This is a genomic window from Vibrio sp. TRT 29B02, assembly GCF_050113655.1.
In the GTDB taxonomy this organism is placed as follows: Bacteria; Pseudomonadota; Gammaproteobacteria; order Enterobacterales; family Vibrionaceae; genus Vibrio.
Genome location: NZ_JBNJOJ010000035.1, coordinates 15,895 through 33,751, shown reverse-complemented (window position 1 = coordinate 33,751; position 17,857 = coordinate 15,895). Strand labels below are relative to the sequence as shown.

Genomic DNA, 17,857 nt, shown 5'->3' with positions numbered 1-17,857 from the left:
TGGAGCGAACAATGAGCGAGTTGACTCATATTAACGCTTCCGGTGAAGCAAACATGGTTGATGTATCGGCTAAGGCAGAAACAGTGCGTGAAGCTCGTGCAGAAGCTTTTGTCCACATGGCCGCTGAAACTCTAGAGCTGATTGTCTCTGGTCAGCATCATAAAGGTGATGTATTTGCTACGGCGCGAATCGCAGGGATTCAAGCCGCGAAGAAAACGTGGGATCTGATTCCACTGTGCCACCCTCTATTGCTTTCTAAGGTTGAAGTACAGCTAGAAGCGATTGAAGCAGAAAATATGGTACGAATTGAATCTGTATGTAAGTTGTCAGGCAAAACTGGCGTTGAGATGGAAGCGTTGACTGCTGCATCGGTCGCGGCACTGACTATTTACGACATGTGTAAAGCGGTACAGAAAGACATGGTCATTGGACAGGTTCGCTTGCTGGAAAAAACAGGTGGCAAATCGGGTCACTTTAAGGTGGAACAATGATTAAAGTTCTTTTTTTTGCACAGACGCGTGAACTTGTTGGCAAGGATGAACTCGAGCTAGAGGGTGACTTTGCTACTGTTGAAGCTATTCGCGCGCATCTCGTTCAGCAAGAAGGTAAGTGGGACTTAGCTCTGGAGCCGGGTAAACTGCTGGCCGCGGTTAATCAATCGATTGTACCTTTGGATCATCCGATTCAATCTGGTGACGAAGTGGCGTTCTTCCCGCCAGTTACTGGGGGATAAACATGGACAGTCGTGTATCGGTTCAGTTTGAAGATTTTTCTCTCAGTGATGAATATCAGGCGTTATCGGATGGTACTTCAGCAGGTGCTGTGGTGACGTTTGTTGGTAAGGTTCGTGATATAAACCTTGGCGATAATGTTACTGGCTTATCGCTCGAGCATTATCCTGGTATGACTGAAAAGGCACTAGGTGAAATCTGTGATGAAGCAGAGCGACGTTGGCCACTTTTAAATATCCGAGTCATTCACCGTGTTGGAGATTTGGATATCGGTGATCAAATCGTGTTTGTTGGTGTGTCGAGCGCGCACCGTGGCGCGGCCTTCGATGCGTGTGAGTTTGTGATGGATTATCTTAAAACCAAAGCCCCCTTTTGGAAAAAAGAACGCACCACAGATACCACGCGTTGGGTCGAGTCAAGAGACTCTGACGCCAAAGCTGCTGAACGCTGGCAGCAGAAATAGTGACAGAGCGAGTTGCGAGAATGAAAGCTTCCTTAGGGAAGCTTTTTTATTGTTTATTACAACAGCGAAAGAGTCTCTCTGGCAAGATCTGAAACTGTGGTTGTTGGATTAAATATTTTCTAGTCATAGCATGTCATTTGCAGGGCATTTGATAGGCGGATGGCGAGCGAATACGGATGTTCAGAAGCATTGTAAGTGGTGGCGTGAGGTTTAATAGACGTAGCCTATTGCAAAAATTGTTGATTTCCATTTAGTAAAATCAAGAAATTAGACAACAATTACAATATACAGCAAAGCTTGCACGCAAGGAGACACAGATGGAATCATTAAAAGTAAAAGACTACATGACCCTGCAAGCGGTAACCTTTACCCCAGAGATGTCATTGACGGCCGCTCTCGACAAGGTAATGAATTCACGCTATCTAGGTGGTCCAGTTATTAACGAGCAGAAAGAGGTCATCGGTTTTCTTTCTGGGCAAGATCTACTCGATAAACTCATTAATGTGAGTTACTACTGTCAGGACAGTCACATTGTTGCAGATTGTATGCATCGCGAAGTGCTATCCGTTACGTCTGATACATCGATTATTGAGTTGGCAGAGATGATGAAGGTAGGGCGTCCGAAAGTCTATCCTGTCATTGACGCGGGTAAACTGGTCGGCATCATTACGCGACGAGATGTGCTCAGAGCGATAGGCAAAAATATTGAGGATTGCTTTAAACATCCTGTATAACAGTTAGAACATGAAAATAATAAGAGGTGCCACGAGCACCTCTTATTATTTTCATCAAGCTCAAAAGGGAAGCGTATGTCCGATCAGAGTGCTAAGTTTGTTCAGGGGTCAACCATGCGTCACATACTCGTGATGTCGGGGCCGGCGCAGGCGTCCGTTTTCGCTCAATTTACTGTGCTGTTTTTCTCAATCTTGGTAAAGCAACGTTGGGGACGCTGCCCTTTGTCCACTTAGGGGCAATGTGGTTTGGCGCGCTGGGCGTGTCTTGAACATGCGACCTCTGATCCCGCTATTACCAGTGTGAACAGTCAACCTTTCTGTAGTCATGATGCTGTGCTCATTGATGATGTTGCCGCAACCACAGATGTTACACAACAAAATCGAGAAAAAGGTTGACCTTGGAGCTAGCTCTAAGGTTTACACTTCGAGTGTACAGTGAACGGAGATAAACATATGTGCACAAAACACAAAGCATGCCAATCAACCAAAATGGCACCAGTTCCAAGCCAATCTGGTTCTTGCGCTAGCCCAAATATTTCGTCAATTAAAATGGCCGGTGTCGAAACTACAGAAGCGGGCTGTTGCAGCTCGAACAGTTGTAGCAGCGGCTCAGACCCTAGTGAAGATGAGGGTGAGCCCAGTCTTTCGACACGTTTTACTCAAAGCTGGATAATTGAAGGGATGGACTGTCCATCTTGCGCAAGAAAAATTGAGACCGCAGTAAACCGAGTAAGTGGTGTTGCTGAAGCCAAGGTACTGTTTGCGACCGAAAAGCTCATCATTAAAACCGATAGCGCTAGTGTCATTCAGTTAGTTGAGCAAGCCGTCATTGATAGCGGATTTACATTTTCTAGCGCTAGCACGCGTGAAGACAAAAAACGTTCACAGGGCTGGAAGTCGGTATTTATTCAGAACAGTCAAATCATTGCGATAGCCTCTGCTATGGCGGTCGCAGCACTCATCAGCCCCTCATTTCCGCTCATCAGTGAGTGGATGTTTATCTTCACCTGTCTTGCAGGTCTTTATCCAATCAGTAAAAAGGCGATCGCCCTTGCTCGTTCGGGTACCCCTTTCGCTATTGAAACCCTGATGAGCGTTGCGGCACTTGGTGCTCTCTATTTGGGGGAGACTATCGAAGCGGCGATGGTATTACTCTTGTTTCTCATTGGCGAGCGGTTAGAAGCGTTTGCTGCCTCAAGGGCACGAAGTGGTGTGCAGGCATTGATGGAGCTAGTTCCTGAAAATGCAATCCAAATCATCGATGGTAAACGTGTTGAGGTATCAGCAAGTCAGTTGCTTCCTGGCGATGTGATTGAAGTGTCACCCGGTTCCCGTCTTCCTGCTGATGGCAAGTTACTGGCAGAGGTCGCTAGCTTCGATGAAAGTGCTTTAACAGGCGAATCTGTGCCTGTTGAACGATACCAAGATGAATCTGTCATGGCTGGCGCGGTTGTCGTGGATAAAGTTGTTCGACTGACCATTACCTCCAAACAGGGTGAAAACGCTATTGATCGTATTCTCCACCTCATCGAAGAGGCGGAATCGCGTAAAGCACCATTAGAACGTTTCTTGGATAAGTTCAGTCGTTGGTATACCCCTTTGATGATGTTGGTGTCACTACTTGTCATCATCACGCCTCCGCTTCTGTTTGCTCAACCTTGGGAAACTTGGGTCTATCGAGGTTTGGCATTACTGCTTATTGCCTGTCCCTGTGCTTTGGTTATATCTACACCGGCAGCGATTACGTCTGGGCTTGCGGCGGCAGCAAGGCGTGGGGCGTTGATCAAAGGTGGGGCAGCCTTAGAGCAGCTTGGAAAAATCGACACAGTCGCCTTCGATAAAACGGGTACCTTAACCAAAGGTAAACCAGAAGTGACCGATCTTATTGCCTTTGGTGAATGGACCGAAATGACCTTAATGGAGAAAATTGCTGCTATTGAAGTCGGCTCAAGTCATCCATTGGCGGTGTCTCTAGTGAACAAAGCCAAACTCATGGGCATTGACATTCCTGAAGCCAAAGATAAGCAAGCTTTGGTTGGCAGTGGTGTTCGAGGTGTCGTTGATAATGTTGAATATCAGGTTACAGCACCAAGTAAAGTGACTCTTCCACTTAGTGAAAATTGGCTGACGCAGATTGAAGGGTTAGAGCAGCAAGGTAAAACCGTTGTGGTCGCGATTGAAAATCAAGCAAGAGTAATGGGGGTAATTGCGTGGCAAGATACCTTGCGAGATGATTCGGCACAAGCGGTTAAAGCGTTACAAAAATTGGGTGTTCGCTCTATCATGTTGACGGGTGACAACCCTCGCAGTGCACGGGCTATTAGCTCAATGATCGGTATTGACTACCAGGCTGGTCTGCTGCCACAAGATAAGGTGAGTTACGTTGAACAGCTATCGGCGGTCGATAATGTCGCTATGGTTGGAGACGGTATTAACGATGCTCCTGCGATGAAAGCGTCAAGTATTGGTATTGCCATGGGGGGTGGTACTGATGTAGCACTAGAAACGGCCGATGCAGCTTTGACTCATAACCGCTTGACTGAGCTTGCTGGAATGATTGAGTTATCGAGATCAACGTTAGGCATAATTCGTCAAAATATCGCTTTGGCACTCGGTTTGAAAGGTGTCTTCCTTATTACCAGCTTGCTCGGCTTAACGGGTTTGTGGGTGGCGGTACTGGCTGATAGTGGCGCGACAGCGATAGTGACACTCAATGCGTTGCGACTGTTAAAGTTTAAGTCCCAACTCGATTAGTGGATAGAACAATAAATAGCCCTTACATTTATGATGTAAGGGCTATTTTTTATGCAACTGACAAATTGGATTTGCTAAAAATTGTGATCGAAAACGATTTTGTTTGCAATGTTCATTTTTGTTGCGATCATTGTTGTGATCGGTGTCACTATAAAGCTCTTGGTAGTTGGTTACAGTATGTTCTGTACCCGATGAATTTATAGAGCGAATGGTAAAATTTAATCAACCAAATTTCGCCACAATAAGGAGTCCCCTATGTCTCAAGCTGTATTCCACCTTGGTGTTACTGAATCTGATCTCGCTGGCGCAACATTAGCGATCATTCCTGGTGACCCAGCACGCGTTCAAAAAATTGCAGAAGAAATGGAGAACCCAGTTTTCCTTGCTAGCCACCGTGAATACACACTTTACCGTGCTGAGCTTGATGGCAAGCCTGTTGTCGTATGTTCAACTGGTATTGGTGGCCCTTCTACTTCTATTGCAGTTGAAGAATTAGCGCAACTTGGCGTTCGTACCTTCCTACGCGTAGGCACGACTGGTGCAATTCAACCACACGTTAACGTGGGTGACATGATTGTCTCTACAGGTTCTGTTCGTCTTGATGGTGCAAGTTTGCACTTTGCTCCAATGGAATTTCCAGCGGTAGCAGACTTTGAAGTTGCGACAGCAATGAAAGCAGCGGTTGAAGAAAGTGGCGCTACGGTTCATATGGGCGTAACGGCATCAAGCGACACATTCTACCCAGGCCAAGAGCGTTACGATACTTTCTCTGGTCGTGTTGTTAAGCGCTTCCAAGGCTCTATGAAAGAGTGGCAAGAGATGGGCGTTCTCAACTTTGAAATGGAATCTGCAACACTTCTTACTATGTGTGCAAGTTCTGGTCTTAAAGCTGGCTGTGTAGCGGGTGTAATCATCAACCGTACTCAGAAAGAAATCCCGGATCATTCAACTCTAAAAGAGACAGAAGCTCGTTCAATCAAAGTGGTAGTTGAAGCTGCACGTAAGATGCTGTAAAGATTACAGTGACTGAATAGATAAGGCCCTGCGTTGATACGCAGGGCCTTTTTATTTATTTCGGATTATCGGTTACGCGCCGGATTTGTTTGTTTTTAACCAAGCAAGCGAGCTTGCTCGGTTGCTTCTTCATTGAGCAGAATGGTTTGTGCACGCTTGAAGAAGTTAAAGTCAGTTGCTGTGGCACTCGTGTAAGCGCCCATCATGCGGCTGACAATTAAGTCACCATTGCTCAGTTTTGGCAGCATGATGTTTTCCGCAATCACATCAATGCTATCGCATGTAGGGCCAGCAAGAATACTCGGTAGCCACTCTCCATCCTGTTTTATCGTCGTGAGAGGGTATTTAGCATCATCAAACATCAAACCACTGAATGAACCGTAGATACCATCATCTAGGTAGTACCAAATCTGTCCATCACGCTCTGCTTGTCCCATCACTGATGCAACACCCGTCATCGCTTGAGCAACAATAAAGCGCCCTGGTTCGGCAATAACCTGAACCGTTTCTGGTAGCTGGTTTAAAGCCGCATTGATCGGCTGGCAAAACAGTTCAATCGGCATTACCTGAGTGTTATAACTCACAGGGAATCCGCCACCGATGTCAAGAGTACTTAACGCAGGTAAACCATGCTCAACAACTTGCTCCATGAGGTGCTTACAGGTGTCGATTGCGTCAACGTATTTCTGTGGATTCATGGTTTGTGACCCAACGTGGAACGAGAGCCCCTTAATACGAATATTCCACTCTTGAGCTTGCGCAATTAGCTCTAGCGCTTGTTGAGGAGTACAGCCAAACTTCTTCGAAAGATCCGCGAATGCTTCTGAGTTACGAAAGCTCAGGCGCACGAGCAATTCCACTTCGTCACGGTAGGCGATGAATTTTTCTAACTCGTTAATGTTGTCGACAACAAAAACACGGCAACCATACGCCAGTGCGTCACGAATATCACGGTCACGCTTGATTGGGTGAGTATGGATAGTACGCTCTGCTGGTACACCTTGCTCTGCCACTAGGTCAACTTCACCACTGGTTGCTAAGTCAAAACTGGCTCCTTCAGCCAATAGTGTCTGTACAACAGCTGGGTGTGGCAGTGGCTTAAGCGCAAAATGCAAAGTGACATTAGGTAGTGCGTTGCTTAGGGCACGATATTGTTGGCGAACAATATCACAATCTAGCAGCAGCAGTGGTGCGCCAAATTGCTCTACCGAGGATTGAATAAGTTGAGATTCTGGTGCAGATAGAGCACCAGCAGAATAAGATTGAAAATCTAAAACAGAGTGAGCAGCAGCCATAGCCAGTCTCCAACAAGTTATAGGCATGTTTCAATGTGATGACAAAGAAACATGGAGCGTCAAAAAATGCGCAAAGCGCAGTCAAAGTCACTCTTGGATAGTTGCTCTATCGCCTTGCCACAAATCTGCTGTGATGTACTCGGATTGGCTATCATCAAGAAGCAAAGTGATAGTAAAAGCATCAATCTTTGCAATCAATAGCTGGATGAACAAAAGAAAGTGAATAATTTTTGTTGTTACGACAGGGAATGTTTGTTTTGCAAGCAACTCTTCTCCACAAATGCTCTCCAAAAAGGGTACTCCCTCCACTAATGGGCACTAATGGCGATAAGTTCGATGTGGTCCATAAGACGATATGGGATACCATTAATCTGTTTATTGGCCTTACGACAAGTCTTGAGGCGTCTGTCCTCTCAAGAAATACTCAAGAAATAGAAATGGGTAGCGTGCTTGCTACCCATTGTTGAGTGTCGTGTTGACGGCTTAGCACTTGGCGTTAACTAAATGCGATTTTAGGTAACGGCAGATAGAGACTTTCAGTCATGTCAGACAACATTTGGTCATACACTTGCGAGATAACCAAGGATATGTCAGTGGTTAGTTGGTACAGCTCGTCACTGGTCATCTCTAGTGCATCATTGGCATTGAGTTCTGTCAGTGTGTGCATTGCCTTGGAGCTCAACGGTGACGCAACAGAAAGTGGGCTAATCAATGAAAGTTGGCTCAGTTTGCGTCGAGTTTTATCGCAGTAGTATTTCACTCGCATCATACCTTCAGGGTGGTCAAGATCCTGAATTGATATTCTTAGTTGGGTGAGCGTCTCCATACTATCGAGTACCTGCTGCCAGTTCATATGATATTCGTCACTAATGTCTTCTCGGCCAGATTCAATCAGCCATGCAATCGCGATTTCATCCATTAAAAACATACAGTGGCGAATGGTTTTGCCGTGAATAATCTGATTCCGTGCCACTGTTCGGTGTTGCCACTCTTGGTGCAGAGATTTGAGCTTTAATTGCAGAATTCGATACATTGGCTTGTTTTCGAACTGGGCTGTAGCGATAAGTGTATTGGAGTGGTCCATCATCGAATCGAAAATGCCCGCCAGTGTGTTTTGTTGGCGCTCAAAATCTTGGCTAGTCAATGCTTGATGTGTGATGGCTCTATGTTGTCGGCTAAGCAGCAACAGTTGGCGCAGCAGAACTAAAATCTCGAATTTTCGTTCAAGACCGGAATGACGTTTCTTTGAATGGTGAAATAGGGTTGCAAGAATCGCCAGGGACAAGATTAGTGAAAAAAGCACAAACATAACTTACTCCTTGTTAATGTTTACCTACAAAGTGGTAGAGCAGATATGGTGCCAATTCTAATTTTCTTAAAATTCAATCACTTAAATTTTGTTGTTGAATTATTTTGAACCGATTTGGTGCATAAAGCACTGATAATGTGAGGGACATAAAAAAGCCCCACTCGATGAGTAGGGCTCTGAGTTAGACGATTTATTCAGTTTACATGACGCGCATGCCAGGCTGAGCGCCTTCGTGTGGTTCAAGGATCCACAATTCGCTGCCACCAGGGCCAGCGGCTAGGATCATACCTTCAGACATACCAAACTTCATTTTGCGAGGTTTTAGGTTTGCTACCATTACGGTTAGCTTACCTTCCAGTTCTTCAGGTTTGTAAGCCGATTTAATGCCCGAGAAAACCTGACGAGTTTCACCGCCGATATCAAGCTGGAACTTGAGTAGCTTGTCTGCTTTTGGCACTTCTTCACATGAGATAATACGTGCGATACGCATATCCACTGCAGCGAAAGCGTCAAATTCAATCTCGTCAGCGATTGGATCTTTGTCGAGTTCTGTTTGGCTAGCTTGGTTCTTTTCAGCTTCTGCTTTCTCTTTCGCTGCTACTTCAGCGGCAGCATCTTGCTTAGACGCTTCAACCATATCTTCAACTTTTTTAGGATCGATGCGGTTGAATAGTGCCTTGAACTTCGTGATTTCATGAGCGGTCAGTGGCGTCGCAATGCCATCCCAAGTCAGTTCTTCGTTCAGGAATGCTTCAGTGCGCGCAGCAAGTTCTGGCATCACTGGCTTGAGGTATGTCATCAGTACGCGGAATAGGTTAATACCGACAGAACAGATGTCTTGTAGCTCTTGGTCTTTACCTTCTTCTTTCGCCACTACCCACGGTGCTTTCTCGTCAACATACTGGTTCGCTTTATCTGCTAGTGCGGTGATTTCACGAATAGCACGACCAAACTCACGAGTTTCGTAAAGTTCTGCGATACGATCTGCCGCCGCCGCAAACTCGTTGTATAGCTCAGGTTCAGCGAAGTTTGCCGATAGCTTGCCTTCAAAACGTTTAGAAATGAAGCCAGCGTTACGAGAAGCAAGGTTCACAATCTTATTAACTACGTCAGCATTAACGCGTTGAGTGAAGTCTTCAAGGTTAAGATCCAGATCGTCGATACGGCTGTTGAGTTTCGCTGCATAGTAGTAACGCAGACATTCAGGATCTAGGTGCTCTAGGTAAGTCGCTGCCTTGATGAATGTGCCTTTCGACTTAGACATTTTTGCACCGTTAACCGTTACGTAGCCGTGTACGAATACGTTATTTGGTTTACGGAAACCACTGCCTTCTAGCATTGCTGGCCAGAATAGAGAGTGGAAATACACGATGTCTTTACCGATGAAGTGGTATAGCTCGGTCGTGCTGTCTTTTTTCCAGTACTCATCGAAGTCTAGGTCGTCACGTTTGTTACATAGATTCTTGAATGAAGCCATGTAGCCAACAGGCGCGTCTAGCCAAACATAGAAGAATTTGTCTTTCTCACCTGGGATCTCGAAGCCAAAGTAAGGCGCATCACGCGAGATATCCCATTGTTGAAGACCAGATTCGAACCACTCTTGCATCTTGTTTGCAGTTTCAGCTTGTAGCGAACCAGAGCGAGTCCACTCTTGTAGCATGCTTTCAAACTGAGGTAGGTCGAAGAAGAAGTGTTCAGAATCTTTCATTACAGGTGTTGCACCAGATACTGCTGATTTAGGATCAATCAGTTCAGTAGGGCTGTATGTCTCACCACAGTTGTCACAGTTGTCGCCGTATTGATCTTCTGATTTACACTTAGGGCAAGTACCTTTCACGAAACGGTCTGGAAGGAACATCTCTTTTTCAGGATCGAAAAGCTGAGAGATAGTACGGCTAGAGATAAAGCCATTTTTTTTCAGTTCCAGATAGATGTGAGATGCAAGCTCACGGTTCTCTTCTGAATGAGTGCTGTGGTAGTTATCAAAGCTAATATCGAAGCCAGCGAAGTCTTTTTGGTGCTCTTCACTTACTGCAGCGATCATCTCTTCTGGCGTCATACCCATCTGTTGTGCTTTTAGCATGATTGGCGTGCCGTGAGCATCGTCAGCACAGATGAAGTTTACAGTGTTGCCGCGTAGGCGTTGGTAGCGAACCCAGATGTCAGCTTGAATGTGCTCAAGCATGTGACCTAGGTGAATCGAACCGTTAGCGTACGGAAGGGCACAAGTGACCAGCAGTTTCCTTGGATCAAGAGTTCTTGGATCGTTTGCCATACTTAATATTCGCTTCTTAGGATGTATAAAAAAATAGAGAGTAATACTACCTTATCCAACCAGTGACTCCAAGGTACCAGTTACAGGAATACCCTAGTTTTTTCATGGTTCAGTCTAGGCTGACAGAGTGTTACGATTAGATGCATAAGGAGGACCTATGCGTCAATTCAGTTCAAAGCAAGATTTTTGTGATTGGTTAAACCAATTTGAGCATTCAAGCTTAGCGCCACAGTGGGCGTCAGTAGCCAAGATCGTTAGTGTCGAAGCGGCGGGCTTTAAGATAGAAATTCCTTTTGCAGCTAACGGTTTAGTTGAGGAGCTGACTGACTGGATAGCGGCTGCTCAATCGAAAGGTGAGGTGGCGTCGTTTTCGTATGACATTCTTGTTGCACCAAAAGCCCTTGAAACACACGTGGCCTCACAGGTGAAAGGGGTAAAAAATGTTATTGCTGTTACGTCAGCAAAAGGTGGAGTAGGTAAATCGACGACATCGGTAAACCTTGCACTTGCGCTGTCAAAATCTGGTGCAAAGGTCGGATTGCTTGATGCAGACATCTATGGCCCATCGGTTCCTCTTATGCTAGGGCAGACAGAGGCTCAGCCAGAAGTTAGAGATGGCAAGTGGATGCAGCCGATTGTTGCCCATGGTATTTACACACATTCAATCGGTTACTTGGTTTCAAAAGATGAAGCGGCTATTTGGCGTGGCCCTATGGCGGCGAAAGCGTTGGCTCAACTTCTCAATGAAACCGAATGGCCTGAGCTAGATTACTTAGTTATCGATATGCCGCCAGGTACGGGGGATATCCAGTTAACGCTTGCCCAGCAAGTCCCAGTCACGGGGGCGGTTATCGTCACGACACCGCAAGACCTAGCGTTGGCCGATGCGCGTAAAGGTGCAGCCATGTTTCAAAAAGTAGACGTTCCTGTGGTTGGCATTGTCGAAAACATGAGTTACCACATCTGTAGTCACTGTGGCGAAAAAGAGCACATCTTTGGTGCTGGTGGTGCAGAAAAAATGTCCAATGAGTATGGCTTAGACTTGTTAGCTCAAATCCCTCTACACATTCAAATGCGAGAAGATATCGACCGAGGCGAGCCGACAGTCGCTGCTCGACCTGAGTCTGAGCATGGAAGACAATATCTCACTTTGGCGGAAGCAGTAAGCTCGAGATTGTACTGGCAGGGCAAAGCAAAACCCGATTCAATACTGTTTACCATGGTCGAATAATCGGTAGTGTGGTCAAAAAAAGAGCGTTCATTTAGCGCTCTTTTTAATTCTTATTCCGTGTAATCGATTGCGCTGAAAACTTTTATTCCATTTACGTAAATCGGCTTAATAGCGACTGGCAACTCACCTCTTAACTCCCTATAATCAGGCGGTTTATCTAAATTTGTCCTAATACACAGAGCTCGGTTCGATGAGCACTGCTAGTATTAGCATATGACACCAATCTAATTCATCGGGTGCAAGAATAATGTCTGATAATAATCAATGCGTCATCGTCGGTATTGCTGGCGCGTCTGCTTCTGGAAAAAGTTTAATCGCTAGCACTATCTACAACGAATTACGTGCGAAAGTGGGCGATCATCAAATTGGTGTGATTACGGAAGATTGCTATTACAACGACCAAGGCCATCTGAGTATGGATGAGCGTGTAAAAACCAACTATGACCACCCAAGCGCACTCGATCATGATCTGCTGTGCCAACACCTAGAGCAGTTAGTTAAGGGACAAGCAGTAGAAGTACCTGAGTACAGCTACACTAAGCACACCCGTACAGAAAACACCACAACAATGACGCCTAAGAAAGTCATTATCCTTGAAGGTATCCTTCTTCTGACCGATCCTCGTCTACGTGACCTGATGCACGCGACGGTATTTATGGATACGCCGTTGGATATCTGTCTGCTACGTCGTGTAAAACGTGATGTAGAAGAGCGCGGCCGCACAATGGATTCAGTGCTTAAACAGTACCAAGAAACCGTTCGTCCAATGTTTATGCAGTTTATCGAGCCATCAAAGCAATATGCAGACATTATTGTACCTCGTGGCGGTAAAAACCGTATCGCGATTGATGTGCTAAAAGCTCACATTGCAAAACTTTTGAAAGCTTAATACCGAATAAACGCTTAAGACTTTATTTTTTATGAGATAAGTGGCACTTTTAGTGCCACTTTCTTTTTATGGTCGTCTGATATTCTGCCACGATCATTTATACTTGGAGCTTGCCTCTTTTTTTTGGTGTGCTCACCAAGCAAGGATACTGCTGATGAAGAAACTATTACTAATAATAGCCATCCCTGTAATTGCTATTCTTGGTGCGATTATCGCGTTGGTTACCCTCGTTAACCCCAACCAATTTAAACCACTAATTGTCGAACAAGCCAAAACTCAAACTGGGTTAGATCTGGTCATCGACGGTGACATTAGCTGGCAGTTTTTCCCATCGATTGGCTTTGAGCTAGGTCAGACTGAATTGCGTAACCCGCAAGGTTTTGAGCAGCTGAATATGTTTAAAGTCGATACGGTAGGGATTGATGTCTCTGTCATGCCTTTGTTTAACAAACAGCTCGAAATTGGCAACATCACACTGGATGGTGCTGCGTTCTCATTAGAAACGCTAAAAGATGGTACGCGAAATATTGATGCTCTTACTCAGGCACAAAACGCTCAGGCAGATACCGCCACTTCAGCGCCGACAACTGATGTTGCTTCTGAACCAGCCGAGCAGAGCTCAGAAACCCCAAGTTCCGCGCCGGCTTGGAGTATCAATGTAGCGGGTGTCACAATCTCTAACGCTTCGGTTGATGTTCAGGATAAACAGGCAGGCTCGTTTACTAAACTTTACGATGTATCACTAAATCTGTCTGAATTTGCCGCAGAAAAATGGACCACAGTCGAGTTTGCTGCCAAAGGTGAAAACAATCAGCAGAAGTTCAGTGCTAAAGGTGATGCTGAATTCAAACTGGCTACAGGTTTCACGCAATACGCTCTGCGCAATATAAATCTCGAGGCAAGCATGAGTGATCCTGCCACTCGCATTGATAGTGTTAAGCTCGGCCTAGAGACGTTCGAGTTTGATAAAGCCAATGCGTTAACCTACTCAGTCATAGGTAATGCGGCTGGCCTTGATATTGATATGAAAGGTTCTGCTTCGTTAACTGTTGATCAGGCGATTACCAAAGTATTAATGAACAAATTGATACTAGATGCACAATTCAAAGGCGAGACTTTGCCACAATCGCCGATGAAAGTGGATATGGCATCAGACCTATCGTTTGACCTAGTTAAAAGTCACCTAAGCTTTGTACTAGAGAAATTAACTGCCAACGCACTGCAATTTGACGGCAAAGCGGATGTGACGCTCGTGGAGATTCCAAAAATTCGTTTTGCGTTGCACAGCCCTAATATTGATTTAGATGAGTTTTTAGGCCTTCATCAGCCAGCTGAAGAGCAGAAACAAGCTTCTTCTCCAGCACAAAAATCTGAACAGAAACCATCTGAAATATCGCCTAAGAAACCTGTTGAAGAGGTTGAACCTGATTTAACGGCATTAAAAACGTTGGATATAGAAGGTGATATTAGTATCGACAAATTCAAAGCGAGTAATGCCAAAATGCAGAATGTTAAAGCAAGCTTCTCTGTGAATCGTGGTGTTGCTGAACTGACTTCGTTTACGTCCAATTTGTATGAGGGCTCAATTAGTGCAACTGCACGTTTAGATGCACGTAAATCACCAGCCAGCTATACGGCTATAAAACGCATCAAAGGTGTTAAAGTGCTGCCTTTACTGAAGGATGTAGCTAACAATGAGACCTTAGAAGGGACGGGTAACATTGATGTTGACGTAAAAGGTACTAGCCTGACGCCAACTGGCATTAAGAAGAACTTAGTCGGCAATGTGGTGATTAACTTCGAAGATGGTGCAGTTAATGGTATTAACGTCGCTCAGTTAATTCGTGAGAACTATGCAAAGATCAAAGGCGAAAAAGTTGAGTCCGTTGATCAAGTGCAAAAAACTGACTTCAGTGCGATGAAAGCAACACTTAAGCTTAACAAGGGCAATGTGTCGACTAACGATTTGACCATGCAATCACCATTGCTGCGCATTCGTGGTACAGGCAGTGCCAATTACCTCAATGAAACGGTTGATTTTACCGTCAGTACATCGATTGTTGGCTCTTTAGAAGGGCAAGGTGGCAAGGACATTGATGAACTCAAAGACGTTACCATTCCTATCAATATATCTGGTCACTGGTCTGAGCCTAAGTTCAAGCTCGTGTTCGATGATGTGCTGAAACAGAAAGCGGAAAAAGAAATTGATCGTGGTCTGAAAAAGCTCGATGAGAAATTAGGTGACAAAATCAAAGATGAAAAAACCAAGGAAGCGGTTAACAGCTTAATTAAAGGCTTGTTTAACTAACACCTGGCATTTTGTTATATAAAAAAAGGGCTTCTAATTTATTAGAAGCCCTTTTTTACAATTGTAAGGTTATTCTGGTCAGGTTGTTGGCTTGGTGTTCTAACCTAAGTCAATTAAATTAGAATGCCACGCATATCTCATCAATGTTATCTTTATCATAAAGTTGTCCTCGCAACAGTACCCGTGATATTACAACGAAGACATGAGTACATTCATCCTCGTATCTATTGAGAGTGCCATTACTTGTCGTGAATAAACTTAAATAATAACAATCTAATAGAGCTATTTTTGCTTGTGGTCGCATTGTTTGGAATAAATCTCTGTGGGAATGAAATCCTTTTGGGATAGGTTCTAAGTGATAGTTCCTACATTGATTTCGGTATTATCCTACAGATTCGTTCGTTTATTGTTGTTATCATGTTAAGTAATTCAACCGTGTTTAATAAGGCGTACATGTGTACGAATATTTGGTGTAATAAATGAGAAGTTTCTTTCGTGGATTAGGTATAAAAAGTAAGTTAAATATTTCTTTTGTCGCTATATTAATTTCATTTTCTTCATTATATATCCTTAAGCAAGGACAAATGAACGACGAGATAGTCACTTTGTCTGAGATTTCTCACTCAGCACTCACCTCCATAAATGCAATTAATGACAACGAAATACAGCCAACCTATGAGATCTGGTTATTATTTCTTAAAGCATCAACGCGTAAGGAGCTTGAGAGTGAGTTTTTAAAGTCATTGGCTGAATGGCACCAAAACCTTGAAAAGGGCTTCATTGATGATGGTAAGGCAACCACCGCTGCTCGAAAAAACAAGTTTAATAATTACTATGAACATGTAAAAGAGCTGGTAAACTATAAGAGGAAATACTCGACGGATAGTGACGAGCTTGACTTGTACTTGCAAAAATCTGATATGTTGGCATTGGAACTGATTACATCACTTGCAGATTTTTCTGATGAGATGAATGCCAGTATTAGAAATGAATTTAAACAATCAAAGCAAGATGTAAAGGAACTTACCATTGATAGCTATATAGAAATATCTATCATATTTATTGTCGCTTTGATTTTCTCTTGGTATATTTCAAATGGTCTGTCCAAATCTATTAATAACATTGTTTTAGCTTTGCAAAAAATGGCAAGTGGAGATTTTACTGTTGTTAGTTTGTATGAAGGTAACAATGAAATAGGCCTTTTGTCGAAGTCTATTAATCAGCTATCAGAATCCGTTTCTAAAATTATCAAAACGATGAATTCGAATGGTCTTAATGTGGCTTCATCTGCGACTGAGCTATCATCGGTGATGCAACAATCAAAAGATAATGCGATACAAGAGCGAGAGCAGTTTAATCAAATTAGCGTTTCAATTACGGAGTTGTCTTGTACCGCTAAAGAGGTAAATAGCAACGCATCTCTTGCAGAGGAAGCATCGAAAAAAGCGCAGCAACATATTTCACTGGGTCGAAGCCGAGTTGATTGCTCTCAAGAAATTGGATTGAAGATCTCAGGTTCTATTCATGGCTCTGCCCAAGTGATGATGGCGCTGAAGGAACATTCGAGCAATATTGGTCAAGTAGTAGAAGTCATCAATGGTATTTCAGAACAAACGAACTTGCTGGCTCTCAATGCAGCGATAGAGGCAGCTCGAGCCGGAGAGCAAGGAAGAGGTTTTGCTGTTGTAGCAGATGAAGTGAGAAGCTTAGCGGTTAGAACACAAGAATCAACATCAGAGATTCAGAGTGTTATTGGGGCGCTTCAAGATCAAGCTGAAACGGTCTATAGACAGATTCAAGATAATTTAGAGTTGCTAAAAGAGAGTGAAGACATTTCCCAGCAAGTTTTGAATGCTTTTATGGATATCGACTCCTCTGTGCAAAAAATTTCTGAACAAAATACGCTAGTCTCGGCGGCTTCGTCAGAGCAGGTGCAGGTGACGGAATCTATTTCAGAGAACATTACGCTTCTATCTGGGCTCGTAACAGATAACAGCGAAAGCATTGAACATTGTTTTGAAGCTTCTGACGAACTTGCTCGTTTATCTGAGGATCAAAAGGAGCTATTAGGTCGTTTCATTGTCGAGTAGCTTTGTATTTCAAGCACCTAGAGTCTTACATCTAGGTGCTTGTCTAGGTTACCAGTCGACGCCTTTGAGGGCTTTTACACCTGACTCAAAAGCATGTTTGACGTTTTTCACTTCGGATACCGTATCTGCAAGCTCGATCAATGTACGATGAGCGGCGCGTCCTGTGATCACTACAGATTGCATCTTAGGACGGTTAGTCAGTGCGTCGACAACCTCATCTAAGTCTATGTAGCCGTAACTAACCATGTAGGTCAGTTCGTCAAACAGGATAACGTTGATCGACTCATCTTTAAGCATTCGTTTACACTCCTGCCAGACGATTTGCGCTGCTTCTGTATCGGCTGCTTTATTCTGTGTTTCCCATGTAAAGCCAGTAGCCATTACTTGGAACTCAACGCCGAGCTTTTCAAGAAGATTACGCTCACCATTGTCCCATGTCCCTTTAATAAACTGAGCAACGGAACATTTGAGGCCATGGCCTACTGCTCGTGCAATCGTACCAAATCCAGAAGTGGATTTTCCTTTGCCATTGCCAGTAATCACCAACAACAAGCCTTTCTCTTCCTGAGCTGCCGCGACTTTCGCATCGACCTCTTGTTTTACTTTTTGTTGCCTTGCTTTGTGACGTGCTTCTTTGTTGCTCTCAGAGACCATGGTTATTCCTTTTTTATTAAGTCACTTTGTGGATATGATAACCGATTCAAGTTGATGCAAACACCTACCAGTTTTATGGACAACTAATAGCTAGCGAGGAGGCTAGGTCG

16 protein-coding genes and 1 pseudogene are annotated in these 17,857 nt (G+C 44.3%); 12 read left to right on the top strand and 5 right to left on the bottom strand.

The genetic code is table 11. The features are described 5' to 3' along the window. Positions 1 to 11 precede the first annotated feature (11 nt). From moaC to udp, 8 genes and pseudogenes are all read left to right on the top strand, one after another. Complete coding sequence (gene moaC / locus ACQEXT_RS18270; RefSeq protein WP_331427593.1) at positions 12 to 491, top strand: cyclic pyranopterin monophosphate synthase MoaC; 480 nt, start codon at positions 12 to 14, stop codon at positions 489 to 491. Continuing rightward, a complete protein-coding gene (gene moaD, locus ACQEXT_RS18265) occupies positions 488 to 733 on the top strand; it encodes a molybdopterin synthase sulfur carrier subunit (RefSeq protein ID WP_138973603.1) in 246 nt (81 codons plus the stop codon). Before moaC ends, moaD begins: the two co-directional genes overlap by 4 nt. A 2-nt stretch (positions 734 to 735) precedes the next feature. Continuing rightward, complete coding sequence (moaE, locus tag ACQEXT_RS18260; RefSeq protein ID WP_138973602.1) at positions 736 to 1,194, top strand: molybdopterin synthase catalytic subunit MoaE; 459 nt, start codon at positions 736 to 738, stop codon at positions 1,192 to 1,194. 317 nt (positions 1,195 to 1,511) lie between these two features. Further along, positions 1,512 to 1,928, top strand: coding sequence for a CBS domain-containing protein (locus tag ACQEXT_RS18255; protein WP_138973601.1), 417 nt, complete (start codon positions 1,512 to 1,514; stop codon positions 1,926 to 1,928). 75 nt (positions 1,929 to 2,003) lie between these two features. Continuing rightward, entirely contained in the window at positions 2,004 to 2,162 is a 159-nt protein-coding gene (locus tag ACQEXT_RS18250; protein ID WP_426953140.1) for a hypothetical protein, read from the top strand. Next, a pseudogene (locus ACQEXT_RS18245) lies at positions 2,114 to 2,324 on the top strand (MATE family efflux transporter); the annotation flags it as partial. The gene ACQEXT_RS18250 and the pseudogene ACQEXT_RS18245, both read left to right, overlap by 49 nt. A 57-nt stretch (positions 2,325 to 2,381) precedes the next feature. Beyond that, the gene (locus ACQEXT_RS18240; protein ID WP_426953129.1) at positions 2,382 to 4,682 is read left to right on the top strand and encodes a zinc/cadmium/mercury/lead-transporting ATPase; all 2,301 of its coding nucleotides are present in this window, start codon (positions 2,382 to 2,384) and stop codon (positions 4,680 to 4,682) included. Between the two features lie 255 nt (positions 4,683 to 4,937). Beyond that, entirely contained in the window at positions 4,938 to 5,696 is a 759-nt protein-coding gene (udp, locus tag ACQEXT_RS18235; protein ID WP_045953819.1) for a uridine phosphorylase, read from the top strand. Between the two features lie 95 nt (positions 5,697 to 5,791). Here udp and ACQEXT_RS18230 read toward each other — a convergent pair whose 3' ends face one another. The 4 genes from ACQEXT_RS18230 to metG all read right to left on the bottom strand — a co-directional run bounded on the left by ACQEXT_RS18230 (position 5,792) and on the right by metG (position 10,575). After that, the gene (locus ACQEXT_RS18230) at positions 5,792 to 6,991 is read right to left on the bottom strand and encodes a type III PLP-dependent enzyme (protein ID WP_426953128.1); all 1,200 of its coding nucleotides are present in this window, start codon (positions 6,989 to 6,991) and stop codon (positions 5,792 to 5,794) included. Positions 6,992 to 7,078: 87 nt separating this feature from the next. After that, a complete protein-coding gene (locus ACQEXT_RS18225; protein ID WP_331417379.1) occupies positions 7,079 to 7,282 on the bottom strand; it encodes a hypothetical protein in 204 nt (67 codons plus the stop codon). Between the two features lie 205 nt (positions 7,283 to 7,487). Further along, positions 7,488 to 8,300 (bottom strand): hypothetical protein, encoded by an 813-nt coding sequence (locus ACQEXT_RS18220; RefSeq protein WP_426953127.1) that lies wholly within the window; start codon positions 8,298 to 8,300, stop codon positions 7,488 to 7,490. Positions 8,301 to 8,499: 199 nt separating this feature from the next. Then, the gene (gene metG / locus ACQEXT_RS18215; RefSeq protein WP_138973596.1) at positions 8,500 to 10,575 is read right to left on the bottom strand and encodes a methionine--tRNA ligase; all 2,076 of its coding nucleotides are present in this window, start codon (positions 10,573 to 10,575) and stop codon (positions 8,500 to 8,502) included. A gap of 157 nt (positions 10,576 to 10,732) precedes the next feature. On the opposite strand from metG, the gene apbC reads away from it, so the two are divergent. The 4 genes from apbC (at position 10,733) to ACQEXT_RS18195 (ending at position 17,093) form a co-directional block, all read left to right on the top strand. Next, positions 10,733 to 11,806, top strand: a complete 1,074-nt coding sequence (gene apbC / locus ACQEXT_RS18210; RefSeq protein WP_138973595.1) for an iron-sulfur cluster carrier protein ApbC — start codon at positions 10,733 to 10,735, stop codon at positions 11,804 to 11,806. Between the two features lie 247 nt (positions 11,807 to 12,053). After that, positions 12,054 to 12,695 (top strand): uridine kinase, encoded by a 642-nt coding sequence (gene udk, locus ACQEXT_RS18205; RefSeq protein ID WP_331417382.1) that lies wholly within the window; start codon positions 12,054 to 12,056, stop codon positions 12,693 to 12,695. Positions 12,696 to 12,849: 154 nt separating this feature from the next. Continuing rightward, complete coding sequence (locus tag ACQEXT_RS18200) at positions 12,850 to 15,003, top strand: AsmA family protein (protein ID WP_426953126.1); 2,154 nt, start codon at positions 12,850 to 12,852, stop codon at positions 15,001 to 15,003. A gap of 479 nt (positions 15,004 to 15,482) precedes the next feature. Beyond that, on the top strand, positions 15,483 to 17,093 hold the full coding sequence (locus ACQEXT_RS18195; RefSeq protein ID WP_426953125.1) for a methyl-accepting chemotaxis protein: 1,611 nt from the start codon (positions 15,483 to 15,485) through the stop codon (positions 17,091 to 17,093). Positions 17,094 to 17,141: 48 nt separating this feature from the next. On the opposite strand, the gene cobO is transcribed toward ACQEXT_RS18195, so the two are convergent. Further along, entirely contained in the window at positions 17,142 to 17,747 is a 606-nt protein-coding gene (cobO, locus tag ACQEXT_RS18190) for a cob(I)yrinic acid a,c-diamide adenosyltransferase (RefSeq protein ID WP_138973591.1), read from the bottom strand. Positions 17,748 to 17,857 lie beyond the last annotated feature (110 nt).

Excerpts from the sequence above, each read along its gene's own strand:
- ACQEXT_RS18195 (WP_426953125.1), top strand. The coding sequence starts at position 15,483 with ATGAGAAGTTTCTTTCGTGGATTAGGTATAAAAAGTAAGTTAAATATT.
- ACQEXT_RS18230 (WP_426953128.1), bottom strand. The coding sequence starts at position 6,991 with ATGGCTGCTGCTCACTCTGTTTTAGATTTTCAATCTTATTCTGCTGGT.
- udk (WP_331417382.1), top strand. The coding sequence starts at position 12,054 with ATGTCTGATAATAATCAATGCGTCATCGTCGGTATTGCTGGCGCGTCT.
- metG (WP_138973596.1), bottom strand. The coding sequence starts at position 10,575 with ATGGCAAACGATCCAAGAACTCTTGATCCAAGGAAACTGCTGGTCACT.
- ACQEXT_RS18255 (WP_138973601.1), top strand. The coding sequence starts at position 1,512 with ATGGAATCATTAAAAGTAAAAGACTACATGACCCTGCAAGCGGTAACC.
- moaE (WP_138973602.1), top strand. The coding sequence starts at position 736 with ATGGACAGTCGTGTATCGGTTCAGTTTGAAGATTTTTCTCTCAGTGAT.
- ACQEXT_RS18200 (WP_426953126.1), top strand. The coding sequence starts at position 12,850 with ATGAAGAAACTATTACTAATAATAGCCATCCCTGTAATTGCTATTCTT.
- ACQEXT_RS18240 (WP_426953129.1), top strand. The coding sequence starts at position 2,382 with ATGTGCACAAAACACAAAGCATGCCAATCAACCAAAATGGCACCAGTT.
- udp (WP_045953819.1), top strand. The coding sequence starts at position 4,938 with ATGTCTCAAGCTGTATTCCACCTTGGTGTTACTGAATCTGATCTCGCT.
- moaD (WP_138973603.1), top strand. The coding sequence starts at position 488 with ATGATTAAAGTTCTTTTTTTTGCACAGACGCGTGAACTTGTTGGCAAG.
- ACQEXT_RS18250 (WP_426953140.1), top strand. The coding sequence starts at position 2,004 with ATGTCCGATCAGAGTGCTAAGTTTGTTCAGGGGTCAACCATGCGTCAC.
- moaC (WP_331427593.1), top strand. The coding sequence starts at position 12 with ATGAGCGAGTTGACTCATATTAACGCTTCCGGTGAAGCAAACATGGTT.
- cobO (WP_138973591.1), bottom strand. The coding sequence starts at position 17,747 with ATGGTCTCTGAGAGCAACAAAGAAGCACGTCACAAAGCAAGGCAACAA.
- apbC (WP_138973595.1), top strand. The coding sequence starts at position 10,733 with ATGCGTCAATTCAGTTCAAAGCAAGATTTTTGTGATTGGTTAAACCAA.
- ACQEXT_RS18220 (WP_426953127.1), bottom strand. The coding sequence starts at position 8,300 with ATGTTTGTGCTTTTTTCACTAATCTTGTCCCTGGCGATTCTTGCAACC.